The 17,289-nt window shown below is 43.3% G+C and carries 14 protein-coding genes and 1 tRNA gene; 8 read left to right on the top strand and 7 right to left on the bottom strand.

Annotation, left to right across the window (positions count from 1 at the left end):
- Positions 1–149: 149 nt before the first annotated feature.
- The 8 genes from JXQ28_07475 to JXQ28_07510 all read left to right on the top strand — a co-directional run bounded on the left by JXQ28_07475 (position 150) and on the right by JXQ28_07510 (position 10,303).
- Entirely contained in the window at positions 150–1,544 is a 1,395-nt protein-coding gene (locus JXQ28_07475) for a 4Fe-4S cluster-binding domain-containing protein (protein MBN2277570.1), read from the top strand.
- Positions 1,545–2,011: 467 nt separating this feature from the next.
- On the top strand, positions 2,012–2,731 hold the full coding sequence (locus JXQ28_07480; GenBank protein ID MBN2277571.1) for a CPBP family intramembrane metalloprotease: 720 nt from the start codon (positions 2,012–2,014) through the stop codon (positions 2,729–2,731).
- A 187-nt stretch (positions 2,732–2,918) separates the two neighbouring features.
- A complete protein-coding gene (locus JXQ28_07485) occupies positions 2,919–3,644 on the top strand; it encodes a hypothetical protein (protein ID MBN2277572.1) in 726 nt (241 codons plus the stop codon).
- A gap of 299 nt (positions 3,645–3,943) precedes the next feature.
- Positions 3,944–4,450 (top strand): hypothetical protein, encoded by a 507-nt coding sequence (locus JXQ28_07490; GenBank protein MBN2277573.1) that lies wholly within the window; start codon positions 3,944–3,946, stop codon positions 4,448–4,450.
- A 5-nt stretch (positions 4,451–4,455) separates the two neighbouring features.
- On the top strand, positions 4,456–5,397 hold the full coding sequence (locus JXQ28_07495; protein ID MBN2277574.1) for an ABC transporter ATP-binding protein: 942 nt from the start codon (positions 4,456–4,458) through the stop codon (positions 5,395–5,397).
- A 3-nt stretch (positions 5,398–5,400) separates the two neighbouring features.
- Positions 5,401–6,204, top strand: a complete 804-nt coding sequence (locus JXQ28_07500) for an ABC transporter permease (protein MBN2277575.1) — start codon at positions 5,401–5,403, stop codon at positions 6,202–6,204.
- 12 nt (positions 6,205–6,216) lie between these two features.
- Complete coding sequence (locus JXQ28_07505; GenBank protein MBN2277576.1) at positions 6,217–6,966, top strand: YIP1 family protein; 750 nt, start codon at positions 6,217–6,219, stop codon at positions 6,964–6,966.
- A 1,036-nt stretch (positions 6,967–8,002) separates the two neighbouring features.
- Entirely contained in the window at positions 8,003–10,303 is a 2,301-nt protein-coding gene (locus tag JXQ28_07510; protein ID MBN2277577.1) for a TonB-dependent receptor, read from the top strand.
- 278 nt (positions 10,304–10,581) lie between these two features.
- On the opposite strand, the gene JXQ28_07515 is transcribed toward JXQ28_07510, so the two are convergent.
- The 7 genes from JXQ28_07515 to JXQ28_07545 form a co-directional block, all read right to left on the bottom strand.
- Positions 10,582–10,878, bottom strand: coding sequence for a GNAT family N-acetyltransferase (locus JXQ28_07515; protein ID MBN2277578.1), 297 nt, complete (start codon positions 10,876–10,878; stop codon positions 10,582–10,584).
- Positions 10,879–11,037: 159 nt separating this feature from the next.
- Positions 11,038–11,108 (bottom strand) — tRNA-Gln (locus tag JXQ28_07520).
- 117 nt (positions 11,109–11,225) lie between these two features.
- Positions 11,226–11,894: a thiamine diphosphokinase gene (locus tag JXQ28_07525; GenBank protein MBN2277579.1), complete on the bottom strand. Its 669-nt coding sequence runs from the start codon at positions 11,892–11,894 to the stop codon at positions 11,226–11,228.
- Between the two features lie 10 nt (positions 11,895–11,904).
- A complete protein-coding gene (locus JXQ28_07530) occupies positions 11,905–13,011 on the bottom strand; it encodes an alanine racemase (GenBank protein ID MBN2277580.1) in 1,107 nt (368 codons plus the stop codon).
- Positions 13,012–13,059: 48 nt separating this feature from the next.
- A complete protein-coding gene (locus JXQ28_07535; GenBank protein MBN2277581.1) occupies positions 13,060–15,192 on the bottom strand; it encodes a hypothetical protein in 2,133 nt (710 codons plus the stop codon).
- Positions 15,193–16,335, bottom strand: a complete 1,143-nt coding sequence (gene amrS, locus JXQ28_07540; GenBank protein MBN2277582.1) for an AmmeMemoRadiSam system radical SAM enzyme — start codon at positions 16,333–16,335, stop codon at positions 15,193–15,195.
- Entirely contained in the window at positions 16,332–17,267 is a 936-nt protein-coding gene (locus tag JXQ28_07545) for a DUF362 domain-containing protein (protein MBN2277583.1), read from the bottom strand. The genes amrS and JXQ28_07545 overlap by 4 nt, the downstream gene beginning before the upstream one ends.
- Between the last annotated feature and the right edge of the window lie 22 nt (positions 17,268–17,289).

Here is a 17,289-nt window from a genome sequence, read left to right on the forward strand (position 1 = left end):
ATTTCGTCAACTAAAATGGCCCGGTTATTTAATCGGGCTAAACAGATGATGCGATATCCGGGCCGGGTGTCTCACGGTCAGCCCGTAGACCGAGTCTCTCCCCGGCCCGGAAAAAGAAAATTATCGGTTAAAAATAAAGGGTATTCTTAATGGAGAAACTTAAAGCCTCCCGTTACAACCACTTCGTGGAAAGTGAAGATGGAAAGATGCTGGCCTTTAATGCGCTTTCCTGCGGATTGGCAGAAATGGATAGAGAGAGTTATAAAAGGTATCAGGATCTGGCGGCCGGAAACGGCCATATTACCGATGATGAACCCGATGAACTCCTGAAAAACCTTAAAAAGGGCGGCTTCTTAATCCCTGAAGATTTCGAGGAATTGGATGCTTTGCGCGCCGGTCATTACCGGGCCAGATTCGGCAATAACGGTTTCGGATTGACCATTGTTCCGACCCTCAACTGTAATTTCGCCTGCGACTATTGCTATGAGAATAAAGAAATTCATTCTCTGCCTCCGGACCAGGGGGGGATGATGTCGCAGGAGGTGTGCGATAACATTGTTAAGCTATGTGAAAAAGAAATCGCTAAAAATTCGGCTTTTACGGCAACTTGGTACGGCGGGGAACCGATGCTTGCATGCGATGTAATCGGTTATCTGAGTGAAAGATTTATCAGTATTTGCGAATCCCAAAAAAGCCAATATTATGCCGGGATGATAACCAATGGCTACTTATTGAGTAAAAAAAATCTAGATTTTCTCATAAAGAATAAAATCACGTTTCTTCAGATTACAATTGACGGACCCAGAGAGGTTCATAATAAACGCCGACCGCTTAAATCGGGCGGTGGAACCTTTGATCGGATTTTGTCTAATTTAACCTATATCACTGACAAAACACCAATGACCGTTTCAATCCGGATAAATATCGACAAACGCAACCAGAACAAAATCGCCGAATTGTTGGCAGACCTGAAACAGCACGGTCTGCATCAACAAAAAAATTTCTCTATATACTTCGGCCATACTGTCAATTATTACAACTCCTGTCCCGATATCACCTCGCAATGCATGGCTACTGAGGAGTTTTCTCATTTTATGATTGATGCTTGGAAATTGGCGGCCGATATGGGTTTCATTATTACAATTTTACCAGAAGTTCAAATTTCAACTTGCGGCGCCGTAAAGACTAACTCGGCGGTTATTGAGCCTGATGGTAGCGTTCAAAACTGCTGGAATACGATAGGCAGTAGTAAAGCCAAAACCGGCGTAGTAAGACATGATGGATTTACATTCAACAATAATCATATTAAGTGGCTTGGATGGTCCCCCTTTACTAAAATGTGCGAATCCTGTTCAATATTGCCTTTGTGTATGGGAGGTCCCTATAATTGGATTTATTCAAAGAAAATAACAACCCAACAAAATATTAAATGTGCTACTTGGAAATACAATCTTAAATCAATGCTTGTAGTGGCGAATTATGCATTGCAAAAAAAACTACTACACATACCGCTGACCCCCAATTTGAAAGGAGGTGAAAAATGAATTGGCTTGTCAAACCATCAGACAGCAGGGATATTTGTTATAAACACTGCATATTAGTTGTTTGTTGCAGCGATGGTCCTTGGACAAGAGGCTGCTATCCGATTTGTCCGGGTCCCTTATATTATTGCGCATATGCGCAACCCCAATATTAATAAACGTGATAGGAGGATAAAATGAACTGGATTGTAAGTCCTAGAAATAGTGCGATTTATGATAATGGATATTGTTATTTTCCTGGATGTCCACTCGATCTTGGCTGTCTAATAAAACTGTGTGATTTTTGTTTTTTATTTATTTACAATAATCCGGAAATATAACAGACCAATACCCGGGGAGAACAACTTGACATCTCCCCTTGATAAAGATTATTTTATTCTAAATATTCCCTCTTTGAGGAAATAACAATACTATGGTATAATATTTATATTACGCCGATTCAGATATTTCTGGAAATACGGATGTTAAATATGAGATTTAATGTACGTAATATCATTAAATCAAACAATCTTATTCTTTATCTCATTATATTAATTTCAATTAGTGGATTTTTGGGCAACTATTTTATGCATTATTTCCAAAGTAGTGATATTCTTGGCGATAACATTTATATAACAGCAGTATCAATAGTATATTTCCTGCTTGTAATTATATTAATCTTGATATCCGTATTCCGTTACAATAAGAATCTCACTGGTTTTGGCTTTGTTTTGAATAAAGGATGCTACTTAAGTATTGGTATAATCATCCTCGTCTCTATCATCCTGACAAGTCGTAATATTCCCACAATATTTTTGACGAATATTTCTTTGTATATTGGCATACTTCAGGCATCGCTGGAGGAAATTATATTCAGGGTATTATTAATACAATGCTTAATAAAGATTTTTGGGGTTTACAAATATAAGATACTACACGCTATAATTGTCGGATCACTAATTTTTACGCTAATCCACGTACCAATTAGGGAATTTGGTATAATAATAAATATATTTATAGTGTCTGTCGTCCTGGCGTATATCTATTATTTTACACAATCAATTATTCTGCCTATTTATATTCATACACTGGTAAATACATATTCTTATTATGAATTGTCCGGAGGAATAATAGTATTGTTATTCTACATTATTTTGGCAATGTCCGCCAGAATCTTGAATCATAATGTAAAGATGCAACAAACGGGATAATCAGATTATGATTATACTGAATAAAATAACATGCATATATCGTGGCATAATAATTATGCACCAACTTCACTTGTATGCTGAACTGCGTGTGGAATACCATCTGTCGTTGGCGTTGGAGTATGTTGAATAAATTTGGGTGTAGCAGTATATTTCCCAAAATTTCAACCAAAAACACAAGAGGTCTATCATGCTGGAAGGGTCTTTTTCACGTGGTAATTCCAAAAAAAACATTTATTGTTTTATCCTGATTCTTTTTTATACCGTCTATGGTTTTGTCGGTATTAATCCACCGAAGCTCGCGGGGTTAATCGAGAATATGAATTTGCCTCAATACCCGGATTACCTTCTAATTTTGGTAGGAATACTGATTATTGCCCTTATGCTATTTGGAATTATAAAAAAGTCTTGGTCGGCCTCAAAATGCGGATTTTCTTTTGGCAAATCATTTTGGATCATATTTGCAATAGTCGTGGCTATATTGGCATTAATAGTAATACAGAATACGCAGGTTCTAACAATCACCTTATTTTTGGAATTAATTCCAGTATTTCTTTTCTTTCTGGGTGGCGAATTACTCCTGCGGGTTTTGTTAATTAATCGTCTCAGAAATATCTTCGCTGATAATAAATACTGGCCCGGGATTATAATGATAATAAGCGGAGTATTATTTACATTGGTCTATTGCCCCTTTAATGAAATAACCCTGACCTTGTTATATTGTTCTGTTTTGATTTCAATGTTTTATTATTACTATCAATCAATACTTTTATTAATGGCCGCCGAAATGCTTTTTTATCTGGATTTTCGCTATATGACAATTATGGCCATTATAGTACTTCTGTTTTATTTTCCGGTGGCACTTATCGGGAGATATTATGCGAAAGAAGCCGTGATAATTCAAGATGCGGGTTAAATAATGGCGATTACTCAAAGGAATTTCTCTTATTCTCACAATCTAACATTGGGGAAATTATGAAAAAGCCGTTGTTTCAATTCAATTGGGAGAAATCTGACTTCTATTGTCTGGGTATGATTCTTTTATACGCCATTTATGCATACATCGGAAATATTACCATTGATTGCGATAACAGAACAACCTTGACTGATTTACCCTGTGTTCCCACTTTTGTTATATATGTTATATCATTATCCATATATGGTATTGTTATTTATAATACATCAAAAAGCAATTGGACGGGGCCCGAAAGCGGTTTGGATTTGGGAAAAGGATTCTGGTGGAGCCTATTGATTGCGGTTATTCTTGCCGTATTGATAGCCTATGAAAATCAGACTTTTTCAATATCAGCGGTCGCACAACTCACCCCTCTATTGGTGTATTATTTCGCTTCCGAAATGGTTTTGCGGGCCATACTTATAACCCGAATTATTAAAATCTTTGGGCACACCACGGCGGCATCCATACTGGCGGTAATAATCAGTGCGGTTATTTTTGCTATCACGCATGAACCTTATAGCGGCAGTGTAACCGCCATGTTTATCATGTCGGTATTATTGTCAGGTGTTTATTTAGCATTCCACTCGATTTTGCTAATGGTTATAGCCGGTTTATATACTTCGGTCGTTTATGCCACCGCGGGTAATTCGCAGTTCAGTTACCTTCCTCTGGTGATAATCATGACTCTGGTACTATATATAATTCTGGCCATCCCCGCCAGATTGATTGGAAATCGGCATAAGTCGTTTCCCCAACCGGAGTAGCCGGCATGATAGTACTGAATAATATAATTTATAAATATCCTAAGAAAGATGGATTTGCGCTATCGGAAATTTTTCTTTCTATCAACCCGGGTGAGATATTCACGCTTCTTGGGCCGAACGGATCCGGCAAAACAACTCTTATCCGGATAATTTCCGGATTGATCCTTCCGCGCTCGGGAACGGTGAATGTCAGCGGATATGATATTACCTCCGACGAATACAAGGCCAAAAGATCAATCGGCCTGGTTCTCGGCGATGAGAGAACTTTCTATTTCAGGCTTTCCGGCGCACAAAATCTTGAATTTTTCGGCGGGCTTTTCGGTATCCCGCGATCTTATCTTAAAAAGAAAATTGGGGAGACCCTGGAAATGGTCGGGCTGGAAGACAGCGCCGGGTTGCAATATATGCGTTACAGCACCGGTATGAGAAAACGGCTGAACCTGGCGCGGGCGTTGTTACATAACCCGCAGGTGTATCTATTCGACGAACCCAACAGCGGGGTCGATCCCCATTCGGTTAAAAGGATCCGAGAGATAATATTGTCATTGAAAAGGCAGAATAAAACCATTCTGCTGACGACTCATGATATGAACGAAGCCGAAAAAATGTCGGATCGTATCGGCTATTTGAAAAACGGGCAGATTGTGAAAATCGGCAGGATCGATGAATTTAAAAGACTAATCGGTAAAAAAGGACTCGAAATAGATTTTGACCGGGTTTTTTCGGAGTCCGATCGGCCCGCAATTCTCAACCTCATTGAGAAAATAAAACGATCAAGCAATTGCTCCTCAATCGAGTTTCGCAAGAATACCATTCTCATAAATTATAACGGGGCTTTCGACCTCAACTTAGCTCTAAGCCTGATTTCCAGTTCAGGTTACAATATTAAAAGGACCGCCACCCGCGAGGCATCGCTGGAAGAAGTCTTTATCAAACTGGCAAATTAGAAAATGTATAAGATATACCTGTTTTTCAAACGCTTTTTGATTACGCTTGTAAGCTATAAAACCGCGCTGGCTCTGGGCATAGTCGGCAGTTTTGTCGGGCTTCTACAGTTTACCTTCATGGGGAATTTTCTTTCCGATGGTAACAGTTTCCCGTCTCTGGAGCAGTATGGCGGGAATCTTCTGGCCTACCTGATAATTGGGACGGCCTTTACCAGTTTTGTTGGTGTTTCTCTCGGCTCTTTTCAAAGCACTATCCGATCCGAGCAACAGATGGGCACTCTGGAGTACCTGCTTATAAGCAATACCAAACTGGAACTGATTTTGATTTACTCAGGCATCATGAATTTTCTGCAGTCATTTATAAACGTTGCCATTCTACTGACAATAGTTGTTTTTGTTTTCGGGATACCGCTGGGAATCAATTTCGCCGGCGGGCTAATTTCTATAATTCTGACAATCACCTCGCTTTCAGGAATTGGCTTGATGAGTGCCGGTATTATTATTATCACTAAAGTGGGCGATCCGATCACCTGGGCTTTTACCACCTTGACTGGTCTGCTGAGCGGAGTCCTTTTTCCGGTCGAATACTTGCCGTCGTATTTACAGTCAGTCTCATTTCTGCTTCCTACCACTCATGCTCTTCATGCCCTGCGAATGACGCTGATTCAAAATGCCGGAATGGCGGATGTGGCGTATCAATTAGTGATTTTATTTATAATGACCCTTATCACAATCCCTCTTGGATTTATCATAATTCGTATCGGCTTTAACCAGGCCAGAAGAGCAGGCTCTCTGGCCCAGTACTAATTGGGAGAAAATATGGATACTGCAATCACACCTGATGATGCTATTCCAGAAGCACAATCAGATAAATCATCCTATTTTAAAATTATCTGGAATACTTTTTTTGCCCCGTTTAAAGCCTTTAAAGCCCTGGAACATAAACCTCGCTGGCTTATCCCATACATTATTTCAATAGTTGTCGTTTTTACTTCACTGGCCCTGACGGGCGGCACAAAAATGGAAGATATAAAAGCCGATCTCCGCTCTGACCCCTCCTTGACTCAACCCGAGGTCGAGCGCCGTATTGCCAATATCGATGCCCAGAAGACTCAGGGTATTTCATGGGCACATATCCGGTTAGGTGTGGTCGCGGTTACGGTTATTCAGACCATTAAATTATTCGGCCTGGCACTGATTTTCTGGCTGGCGTTGCATCTTGTGAAAACCTCCATATCCTTTAAAAAAACCTTGGCCGTTTGCAGTTTTGCTTTCCTCATCCTGATTCCGGAGGCTCTTATAAAAATCCCGTTGATATTAGTGAAGGGTACGACATACATTTACCTTGGTCCGGCTATTCTTTTGCCCGGCGAATGGAAATACTCCCCCTTATTTAATCTATTTGAAAAGCTTGATGTATTTTCAATCTGGATGGCTATTATATTGATTATTGGATTCTCGGTTTTATTAAATATTTCCAGAAGAAAATCCGCGATAACTGTCGGATACTTATGGGGTATTTGGCTTCTGATTGGAATGTTTTTCGGCAACTTGATTCAGATCAATTAGATTATTTTTATCCGAACCATGTACATTTCCGTTGTGACATCGCATCATATTTCGAAATAATAATATTTCTTGATGCGGGGTAATTGTGGCCGGCTTCAGTATGGGTACCCCTACCGGTGCAGATGTTAGCGAAGCGGAGGGTTACCCCGGGTTCCATGCCACCAAAGAAAATGATCTTCACTTCATACGTATAGGGAATGAACGATACGGGATTCCTGATGCTGTAATCTTAGGTGGGTAAGACAAGTCACCTGTCAGACTATGTTATTATTTTCCAACGACTTCCGGTTGATTTGGAATAGCTCGTTTTTACCTGAAACTCGAATTCCACAAGAGTTTGGGGAGAGTGATATTGGGCTCGTTTTTTATTTCGGTTCTAACCGGATTTTAAAAGTTCTGCCTATTGAACAGTCAACCCCCGAAATATTAACGATTTCCCCCAAATATGAATAAGACAAAACGCATCAACACGAATGGAATAAATACCCCTTGATTTTTCCCATCAGAGGTATTACATTATATTACTTTTTAAGTTTGTGATATGAAGATGTACTCCAAGTCAAAGAACAGGTTTTATGGCTGGCTGCTACCGCTGCTGATAATTTCCGCCATTGCGGGTTTGTCCGGTGTGCTCTATCATACTACTCATTGCCATGAAGATCATGGTCATTGCCATATTTGTTTACTGGCCGCAACACTGATTATAGCAATCGTGGCCGGTATAGCTTTTTTTATGTACCGGTCAAGTATAACCGGTCTTGTCAATGACCGTTTTTCTTGCGGTTATTTGGGTATAGAGGTTCCGGCCAGATCTCCGCCATATATTCTGTCATTGTCCTTGGTATAAATATCTAACAAACTGTAATAACGCCAGTTTAAAATCTAACGTACGGAAGTATCGCGGGTAAATATAATCTTTGCTCTGCAAATTAGTCCGTTTATGAATGGAATATCTATGTTTATAAAAATAAAACCGAAGTTCCCGGGTTGGACAATAGCTATGGCTATCGCCGTAATAATGTTAACAAGTTCAATTATGGCAGGTGAGAACACGAGTGTTTCACTGACGGGACAGATTTCCGGTCTGGTTGTTGACCGGAATGGCGCGCCCATCGCGAATGCGAATATTTCAATCCCCGGCTTAAATAGAGTCATACCGACTGATCTTGAAGGTCGATTTATTATTCGAAACTTGCCATCGAATCGGATTCGTATCGAATTAAGCCATATCAGTTACACCAGTACTACATTAGAAATCAATCTAAATGAGAATTTACAGAAAGAGTTAAGAATCGTATTATCTGAAAGTCCAATTCAGGGTAACGGCATTGTCGTTACCGGAGCGCCGGTACCCACTAATACTCTGAAAACTCCTCAGGATATACAAATCCTGGGAGGGCAAAAATTACTGGTCGGCGAAACGGCCGCATTGGGCAAGACGCTTGAAAGGCTCCCCGGGATTTCAAACATCAGTACCGGACCGCAAGCCGGAAAGCCGGTAATAAGAGGCTTAAGCGGTAATAGAGTCCGAATCTTAAAAGATGGTGTCCCGATGGAACATTATCAGTTTTCTTTCAGGCATCAACCGGTTCTTAATCTGGATCAGGCAGAACGCGTTGAGGTTGTACAGGGAGCCGCCAGTATATTATACGGTTCCGATGCTCTGGGCGGTGCGGTCAATATTATTACCAAAGCTCTGCCAATGAGCGGAACCGATAATCGATATATGAAAGGTCTGATAAAGGGGCAATATTATTCCAATAACAAGGAACGGTTAGGTGGCCTGGAACTGTATGGGGTTAATGGAATGTTGGGTTACAGGGTCGGCATCAACAGCAGGAAGGCCGATAACTTCAACACTTCCGATGAACCGACCTATGCCGAAACCAATATGGCAGGTGATCCAAAATTTACTGGCGAACTGCCTTATACCAATTTCACTCAAAATTCCGGTTTTGCCCTGGTTGGTTTTTCCGGTTCCTTTGGCAACGTCCAGGCAATCTATGATCGCTATGATAGCGAGCAAAACTACCTACTGGGCGACGGTAATCCGATTGCCCAGAATCTGGAAAATGATAATATTAAAATCACCGGCAATTTTTTGGTAAATTCCGGATTGAATCTCAAACCAACGCTGAATTATCAAAGAAATGTCAGACAAGCCGCCGAAGGTTCCTGTTTTGAGGATGATCCGGAATGGGACGTTGATCTGGTGCGATCGGTATATGTTGCCCGGCTGAGTGCGGTGCACGACAAGATATATGGAATCAGTGGTACCATTGGAATCGACCTCAATGTGCAAAATCAGGAAACCCGTGCTTCGGGATTGCTTCCGGATGCAGACATATTCGATCTCGGTCTTTTCATGTTTGAAGAATACACGCACGACAACCTGACGCTGAACGCCGGTCTCAGGTACGACTATCGCGAACACGAGGCTAAGGCGAATGCGGCTATGCTTCTTCCCGATACGGCAGCAGGCGAAACCGACGACGTACTAACTCAATATTACAATGTGGTTACCGGATCGGCCGGAGCAAATTACCAATTAACGGATGTTCTGACTCTGGCTTCGAATTTCAGTATTGGTTTTCGCGCCCCCGATATTTTTGAACTTCACGCCTATGGAATACATGCCGGTGTTCAAGCTTTCCAAATCGGCAATCCGTATCTCGATCCTGAACGCAGTTATAGTGTCGATGCGAGTTTAAGATTGAGAACGGAACGGGCTCTGGCCAAAGCGACCGTTTATTATAACCGCATTAAAAGTTATATCTACCTGGAAAACCAGGGTCGCGACACGACTATCGGGACAACAATATTGCCGATATTGATAGCCGATCAGACGAACGGGACGATTACTGGCATTGAACTCTCCGGTGAGTTCAATATTTTTTCATGGTTGAAACTCGATGCCGCATATTCCGCAACATCCAGCGATAACAGCGCCACTGGCGAAGAACTTCCGCTTATGCCGGCGGATAAAATTTCTACGGAACTTTGTTTTTTACAACCGAATAAGGGATTCCTCGGCAGTCCTTTTGCGGAAATCCGTATGAAGCATGTCATGTCAAAAAAATCGGCCGGCGAATATGAGCCATTTTCTCAATTTGACATAATACCGTTTGGGACCGCCAGTACGGAAGCGTATACGATATTCAGTATCAGCCTCGGTACATCCGTCAATCTATATTCCCAGCCGATTTCAGTTTTTATCGAAGTTGAAAATCTGTTCGATAAGGCTTATGTCGATTTTCTCGATACCTATAAAGGATATGCGCTTTCAATGGGGAGAAATATCAGTTGCAAGATACAAATTCCATTTAATGTTCTCTGACGTAAATAACGAAGAGTGGGTTAATCCATAGTTAAGGGTGTGTTGAAAATCCTTTAAAAGGGGGTGGCAAATGTTTTCGTCGGCCCCTAATCTGCTTGTGTACATAAAATGATATAAGCAACTGAATTCCATAAAATAAAGGGAGAATGATATTGGGGCTACCCGACAATATCTGAACCCAGATACAGAAATTTCTATCTACCCCAATCCCGATTACTGGAAAAGCAAATGAATAGTAAAAAAGCTCGTCAATTGATTGGTGATTTTCCAACGGTTTTCTAACCCTTTGCGTCATTTGATTCCAAGGGAAATTTATTAATCTTATTCAGGCTTGCGCCTCCAATGACTTTTTTTTCGAACTTTAATTCAATTGCCAATTCATAGGCGACCCGGTTCTTTTTTCGGGCTTCTTTAATGCAGTAATTTATCCAACTCTTTGAGTCTTTTTTTGTGTCGGGGAATGAAGCAAATACAAGCCATTTGGTAACTTCTAAATCATTCAGTCCTTCAATCAAATTATCAATACCTCTTATATTCCACTCTCTTAACAGTAATCGCCTTGTTTTGATTTTCACTTCGGACACCTCTTTTCCAAGCAAAAGAAATATGATTGCTTAAGACCAATCATAAATAAAATATAATATAGTTGTAGGATCTGGAAAATGCGCATCTATCATAATGCGTTTTGATAATGTATTAATCAGCATTTTATGAAATTTCGCTCAATAAAAAAGCTGGGAGACAGGGATTCGAACCCCGATACCGTGGTCCAGAGCCACGTGTCCTGCCGTTGGACGATCTCCCAGTGAACTGGTACATCGGAACCCTCTTATTTTATCGGCAGAGGTCCCTGAAAATTTTCACCAAATATATACGCGTAATATCATTTGTCAAGTAATTGATATCCCCATCCGCCAAAATCTTATGATTGGTTGGCACTCCTTATTACCAACGCCCGACCGGATATTGCCAGATGGCATTTCTTTGCGGTCAATCGATTCCTCAAGGTCAGGCTGTCGCCGAATTTCAATCGTCCCGATGGCGGCGGATACTCCAGCCCCCGATATTTCACTTTTATCCCGGATTCCAGCGGGATGACCGACAGATAGTCGCCTTTTTCTCCCGTTATCTCGACCGATCCATTCTCCACCAGATAAACCTCGGTCCCCGGATCGATCAACCGGGCCCGGATTTTCTTTTTATACGATCCACCATATTTATTGACCAGGTCAAGGAGACAGATATTACCCAGAATATGATCGATCTCACATCCGCCTATTCCGCCGCAAATATCAATTTCATTCGCCCCCGATCTCAAAACATGATCCACGGCCAGATGAATATCGGTTTTGTCTTTTCGGGAGGGATACCGGATAACATCGAAATGACTCAAGAATCTCTCCGACATGGGCGGCACGGAATCGAAATCGCCGATCAGAAGATTGGGATAAATCCGGTTTTTGATAAAAAACCTGATTCCGCCATCGACCGCCACCGTGGTTTTCCCGGACAGTAGATTCAGATAAAAGGCATCGGCCTTCCGATTATAACGGTTATTCAAGAAAAGAATATATTTCTCGCCGGTTTTCATGATCGTAACCTCATTGAGATTTTCCCCGCGCGGCAATCGGGTATTTCTTCAGGACAGTATTTCCATCGACCAGATAGGCATGGTCGAATAAATTCATAACCGTGCAGGCATGGTTTGGCATGATGCGGATTTTCTGACCGAGTTTGAAATTCCTGGTAACATTCTCGATTATGCCATGTTCCTCTGATAATCTGATAATCTCGCCTCCACCCCCGACAATATGCCCGAATCCTCTGATTGTCTCCCGTCCATGCGCCCCCCGGTCCAGAGCCAGAGATTTACTTCCGGCATCGATAACTGTCCGGGATTTTTTCGGACGGCTTACCACCGACGATAATACCGTTAATGCACAATCGCTTACGCTTGCCATATTGAGTGATACTTGAGACATATCATTAAAAATATAATTACCGACCCGGAGTTCTGTAACACCCTTAATGGCCGAACAAAACCGGGCGGTTGGAGTGGAACCAACCGAAACGACTTCGACATTGTCAAACCCGTCGGCTTTCAATCGGGCTGCATACCGGACCAAAATTCGCCCCTCTTTTCTCCCGATTTTCTCGATTTCAGCCAGACTGCGCGCGCCGTAGGCATGCCCGGCATGAGTCATTAAACCTGTAACACTAAGTCCTTTCAACCGCTGGCATTTCTTAAGTAATGCCAGCAACTCATCATACGAATTGAGTCCGGCGCGATTGAGGCCGGTATTTATTTCAACCAGCACCTCCAGTATCCGGCCGGCCTTTTCAAATGCGGTCGAAAGTTGGCGAGCATTTTCGATTGAGTCTATGGCAACGGTAATCCGGCAGGTTCGGTGGAGTTTCAGGAGGCGGGCTATTTTTTCCGGTCCGACAATTATATTGGCGACCTGGATATCCCGAATTCCTGCCCCGGCCATTATTTCGGCCTCGCCCAGTTTGGCCACTGCAATTCCCGCCGCTCCTTCTTTGAGCTGTTTTAGGGCCAGTTCCGGAATTTTATGAGTCTTGATATGCACTCTCAGCTTAACGTCGTTTAAATCGGCCAGATGTTGCATGGCCCGGATATTATTTTCCATGACCGTTTTTTCGATAAGCAGTGCCGGAGTTTCGATATCCCGGATTTTAAGACTCATGGCGACAAAATAAAGCGGCGCGAGGTGAATTCAAAGAATAAAGATAATTCACCCGGCGGTAATAATGGCCCCGACCAGGGATAAAATTAAAATGATGATAATAGCTCCTAACAGCCATGGCAGGCCGATTAACGGCAAAAGAATGGTGGTTGTCAAGAGGGCCCCAATGGCCGAGCCAAGAATTTCCATGGCATAACCTATCCCCCGGTTTACCTCGGCTCTTCCATAATAATAACGATCGGTGGCCGCGACGAATAACGAACCGGTGGCCAATGCTACCGTGAACAGGAAAAAGATATGATAAAAAAGTAATGCCCCGGGATTGATCCTGTGATGAGTGACCAGAAGAATCACCGCGGCGGTCAACAGGAGCAGGAGGGCTGGGAATTCCAGGTTTTCTTTATTGATTCGATAGGAGTAATAAGTGCCCAGGGATAATCCCAGCATAAAAACACCGATCAGAATCGACATTTCGGCATAAAGCGATCCGGCCGTCGCCTGATATAAATAGAAGGCAATCAATTCCAAGGAAAGTGACACTACCCCGGCCGTAAAATAAAGAAAAAGACCAAACCTACGGCGTTTCTGCCGTCCCATCACCAGCACCAGAAATAACAACAGAATAATCCCCGGAATAAATATTACCCATTTATTTTCCTTGAAAATGTAAGGGACTATGTTCCTGTCAAGGGGGCCGGTTTGAGATCTATAAATCGCCTGCAAATATTCCAGAATCGGTTTTTCAATGGTATTGATCCCGCTTTTTTCGCTGACAGCCTGTTCCAGCCGATCAACCCGTAATTCATTCAGGCGATCGGCCAGATAGGCCTGATTGATATATTGCGGCATATAACCAAGGGAATCGATTCGCGCGAATAGAGCCCCGGCAGGAATTTTAAAACAATCGGAGTCCGAAGCCAGAAACAGAGTCTTTTCTCCCGGCCATATGTGAACATGGCGGAAATTCGCTTCCAGGGTATAAAAAATGACCGTCAGCAGTTCTTTTTTCTCCGGTGAGATATAACGATCGGTATCATAATCGGAGGGGTAATACAAAATCCCGTCGGATTTCAGAAGGGTTTTGGTCAGGCCCAGAAACCGCTCGGTAAGAAAACGACCGTTGCGATAATTGTCCGGCGGGCCGGGATTCAAAATAATCAGATCATAGAAATGGGCGCTGTTATGGCGAATAAAATATTTCAAGGGATCATCACTATCGCGCAACAACGGACCATCCGCAGGAAGATATCGATCGATTTCACCATCAAGCGACGGCCGGGGATCAACGGCAGTTATCATTAATCCGGTCAGACTGCCGGCCAATTGCCGGATACCAAATTCGGCCCGACCGATAATTAGGATTCGTTTGATTCCGGGATGATAAAGCAAAGGCGGGATAAGTGTATTTTCGGTACCGACTTGATCGGGATAAACCGCCTCAACCATATTATCGGTAAGAAGGGTAAATGTATTTTCTCGGGAAAGAATTGTCTGATGGGAATAATGGGTGTCGAAAGTCTTTTCCACCCGATAGGCCCGGTATTTATGCCGGTCGATGGCCAGATCAAGCTCCGATACCTGAAACCAGATCAGAACCAATACAGCCATCAAAAGGACGGCCTGAACCAAAATCCCGGGGCGGCTATCGCTCTCGAATAATAGTATAACAACGACAGCCCCAATAGCCAGCGACATGGCCAGAGTGGAAAAAACAACTCCAATCAAAGCCGTAATAGCGGCGCCGCCGACAAAGGCCCCTAATCCCTCAAAGAGGTAAACCACAACTACAGAGGCGGCCGGACGATGTTCCCGGCGGGCAATGGCCGTAAATAGCCGCCCGGAAACAAAGCCGATCGGGATCATCAAGGCCATTGAGCAAAGCGCGGCCGTGCTGAAAGGAATGACCTCTCCGATGACCGTCGTCAGCAATAACGGTATCAATCTGATATCGATAATAAGACCGGGCAGGATAATGGCTCCGATAATAAAAAGCGCGGTCGGCGGCAATTTGATCTTTATCCGACCACCGAAAATAGCCCCCAGAGCGATAGCAATCATCCAGCCGAAAAAGGCAATCCCGATCAGAAGCTCGTTGCCATTAAATGATGATACCAGTTCCCGCAGAAGAAGAATCTGTCCCCCGGTCGAAAAAAAACCGAGCAAAAAGGCCTGTCTTTTCATTTAATACCGCCCCGGTATTTCATGACCACAATAGGAGCAGTAGTTACCTTTAAGATTGTTCTGCAGAATGCGGTACCCGGCCCGTTCGATCAGAACCTTGCCGCACTTGGGACAATAAGTAGATTCCGCCGGATGCCGGGGCAGGTTACCCAGATAAACATACTCCAGACCCTCAGCCCGGCAAATATCATGAGCCATCTGGAGGGTCTTCTCCGGTGTTGGTGGCAGGTCTTTTAACAGGTACTGGGGATAAAAACGAGAAAAATGAAGCGGCGTATCCAGTCCCAGATTGGTCTTGATCCAGGAGGCCAAATCCTTGAATTCCGATTCCGAATCATTGAGAGTGGGGACCACTAGATAGACCAGTTCCAACCATACCCCGGCCTTTTTTATTTGAAGTATTGCATTAAGGATTGGCCGTAATTCACTGTCAACTATATTCTTATAATAGCCATCACGTATCGCTTTCAAATCCACCTTGACGGCATCGAGATGATTGAGCAAGTCGGCCAGAGGATCTTTTTCGATATATCCCCCCGTTATCATGACCGACTTAATACCCTTTTCGCGTCCAAGTTTGGCGGTGTCATACATGTACTCGTAAAAGATGACTGGCTCGGAATAGGTGTAAGCGATAATCGGGACTTTGCGGGAAAGACATGATGAGACAATTTCCTCCGGGGGGAGATTCATGTTATCGGTCTGCTCCGGCCGGGACTGGGAAATATCGTAGTTCTGGCAGAATTTGCAATTGCAATTACATCCGGCAGTTGCCAGAGAAAAAGCTGTCGTCCCGGGATAGAAATGAAAGAGTGGCTTTTTTTCAATGGGATCGATATTAACGGCACAGGGTCGTCCATATACCAGGGTATGGTAAACATCTTTCCGGTTTTCGCGGACACCGCAATAACCCCGTTCAAGATCGGTCACCCGGCAATGGCGGGGACACAGAATACATTCCACTCCCCCATTCTCCAGTTTTTTATAATATCGGGCTTCCATATCTGATAATTCATGAGTGAAATCGAGGGCCCAGGCATTCTGAATACCGCCGATTATTCCGGGAATAAGGCCGGTCTGCGAGGTGGCGGTAAGAACCGCGCCGCATCCCAGACATTTGAGAAAATATCGGCGTTTCATCACAATAATTCCCCTGTTGAAGCCCGACCATCGGAATCGATAACGGCCGTATCAATAATTATATTCTCCAGCCGGCTTTCCCCCAGTCCAATGGCCGAGGCTGAATCAAGATACTTTACCGGACGATTATCCTGTTCAAGGGATGGCAAATTATGCAAACGCCGGAAATACTCCAGGATTTCCAGAGCCACCCGATCGGCCGCCACCGGATCATCGGAAAGAATCAAACCATTATAATAATCAAGATAGCGGTTGTCGAAACCCGGTCCGAAATGATACTGAATTCTGACCGCGTCAATAATAGTCAGCCGGTTTTTGCTTTTAATCGGTTTCAGATTAGAGATATGGGCCGCATAGGGATCGCAGTTGGGAATATGGTATTTGTTGGGATTGTTGATAGCCCCGTACATATTTTTCAACCCTCCGGAAAGCCCGGCGATGGAATGATCCTTGAGAATCGGAAGATTGATATTGTGATTAACCAGGTCGGTTAAAATACGGCTAACCAGCGAATTGACCTTCCCCGAGCTGTAAAAATCGCGGCTGTATCCCACTCCATTGCTGTTGGTGCCGAAACAGCGGCGGCCGAAAGATGAAGCGTTCAGTTTGAAACCGGCTTTTTCGAGTTCATCATTGCTTCGATCCCAGATAATAATATCGTTTTCTTCGAATCCGCACTTCCCGAGCGTTTCCGCCAGGGCATCGCATAATGCCACCGGTGTGGAATTGAATTTTCTCGCCAGGCAATTGGTTTTGAAGCCAATCACCCCGACGGGAAGGCATTTTGATACGGCCCCGGAAACGGAATCCGAACCGGCCAATTTTCGCAATCCATAATCGATGAGTGTTTTATACTCCTCGGTGGTGAAATCTCGGCGGTGATTCCGATCGGCCCATTTGACAACTATCACCCGGCTCATATCAATATTATACAACTATTTTCGCAGATACTGTCAA

The organism is Candidatus Zixiibacteriota bacterium (genome assembly GCA_016933955.1).
GTDB lineage: Bacteria > Zixibacteria > MSB-5A5 > GN15 > PGXB01 > JAFGTT01.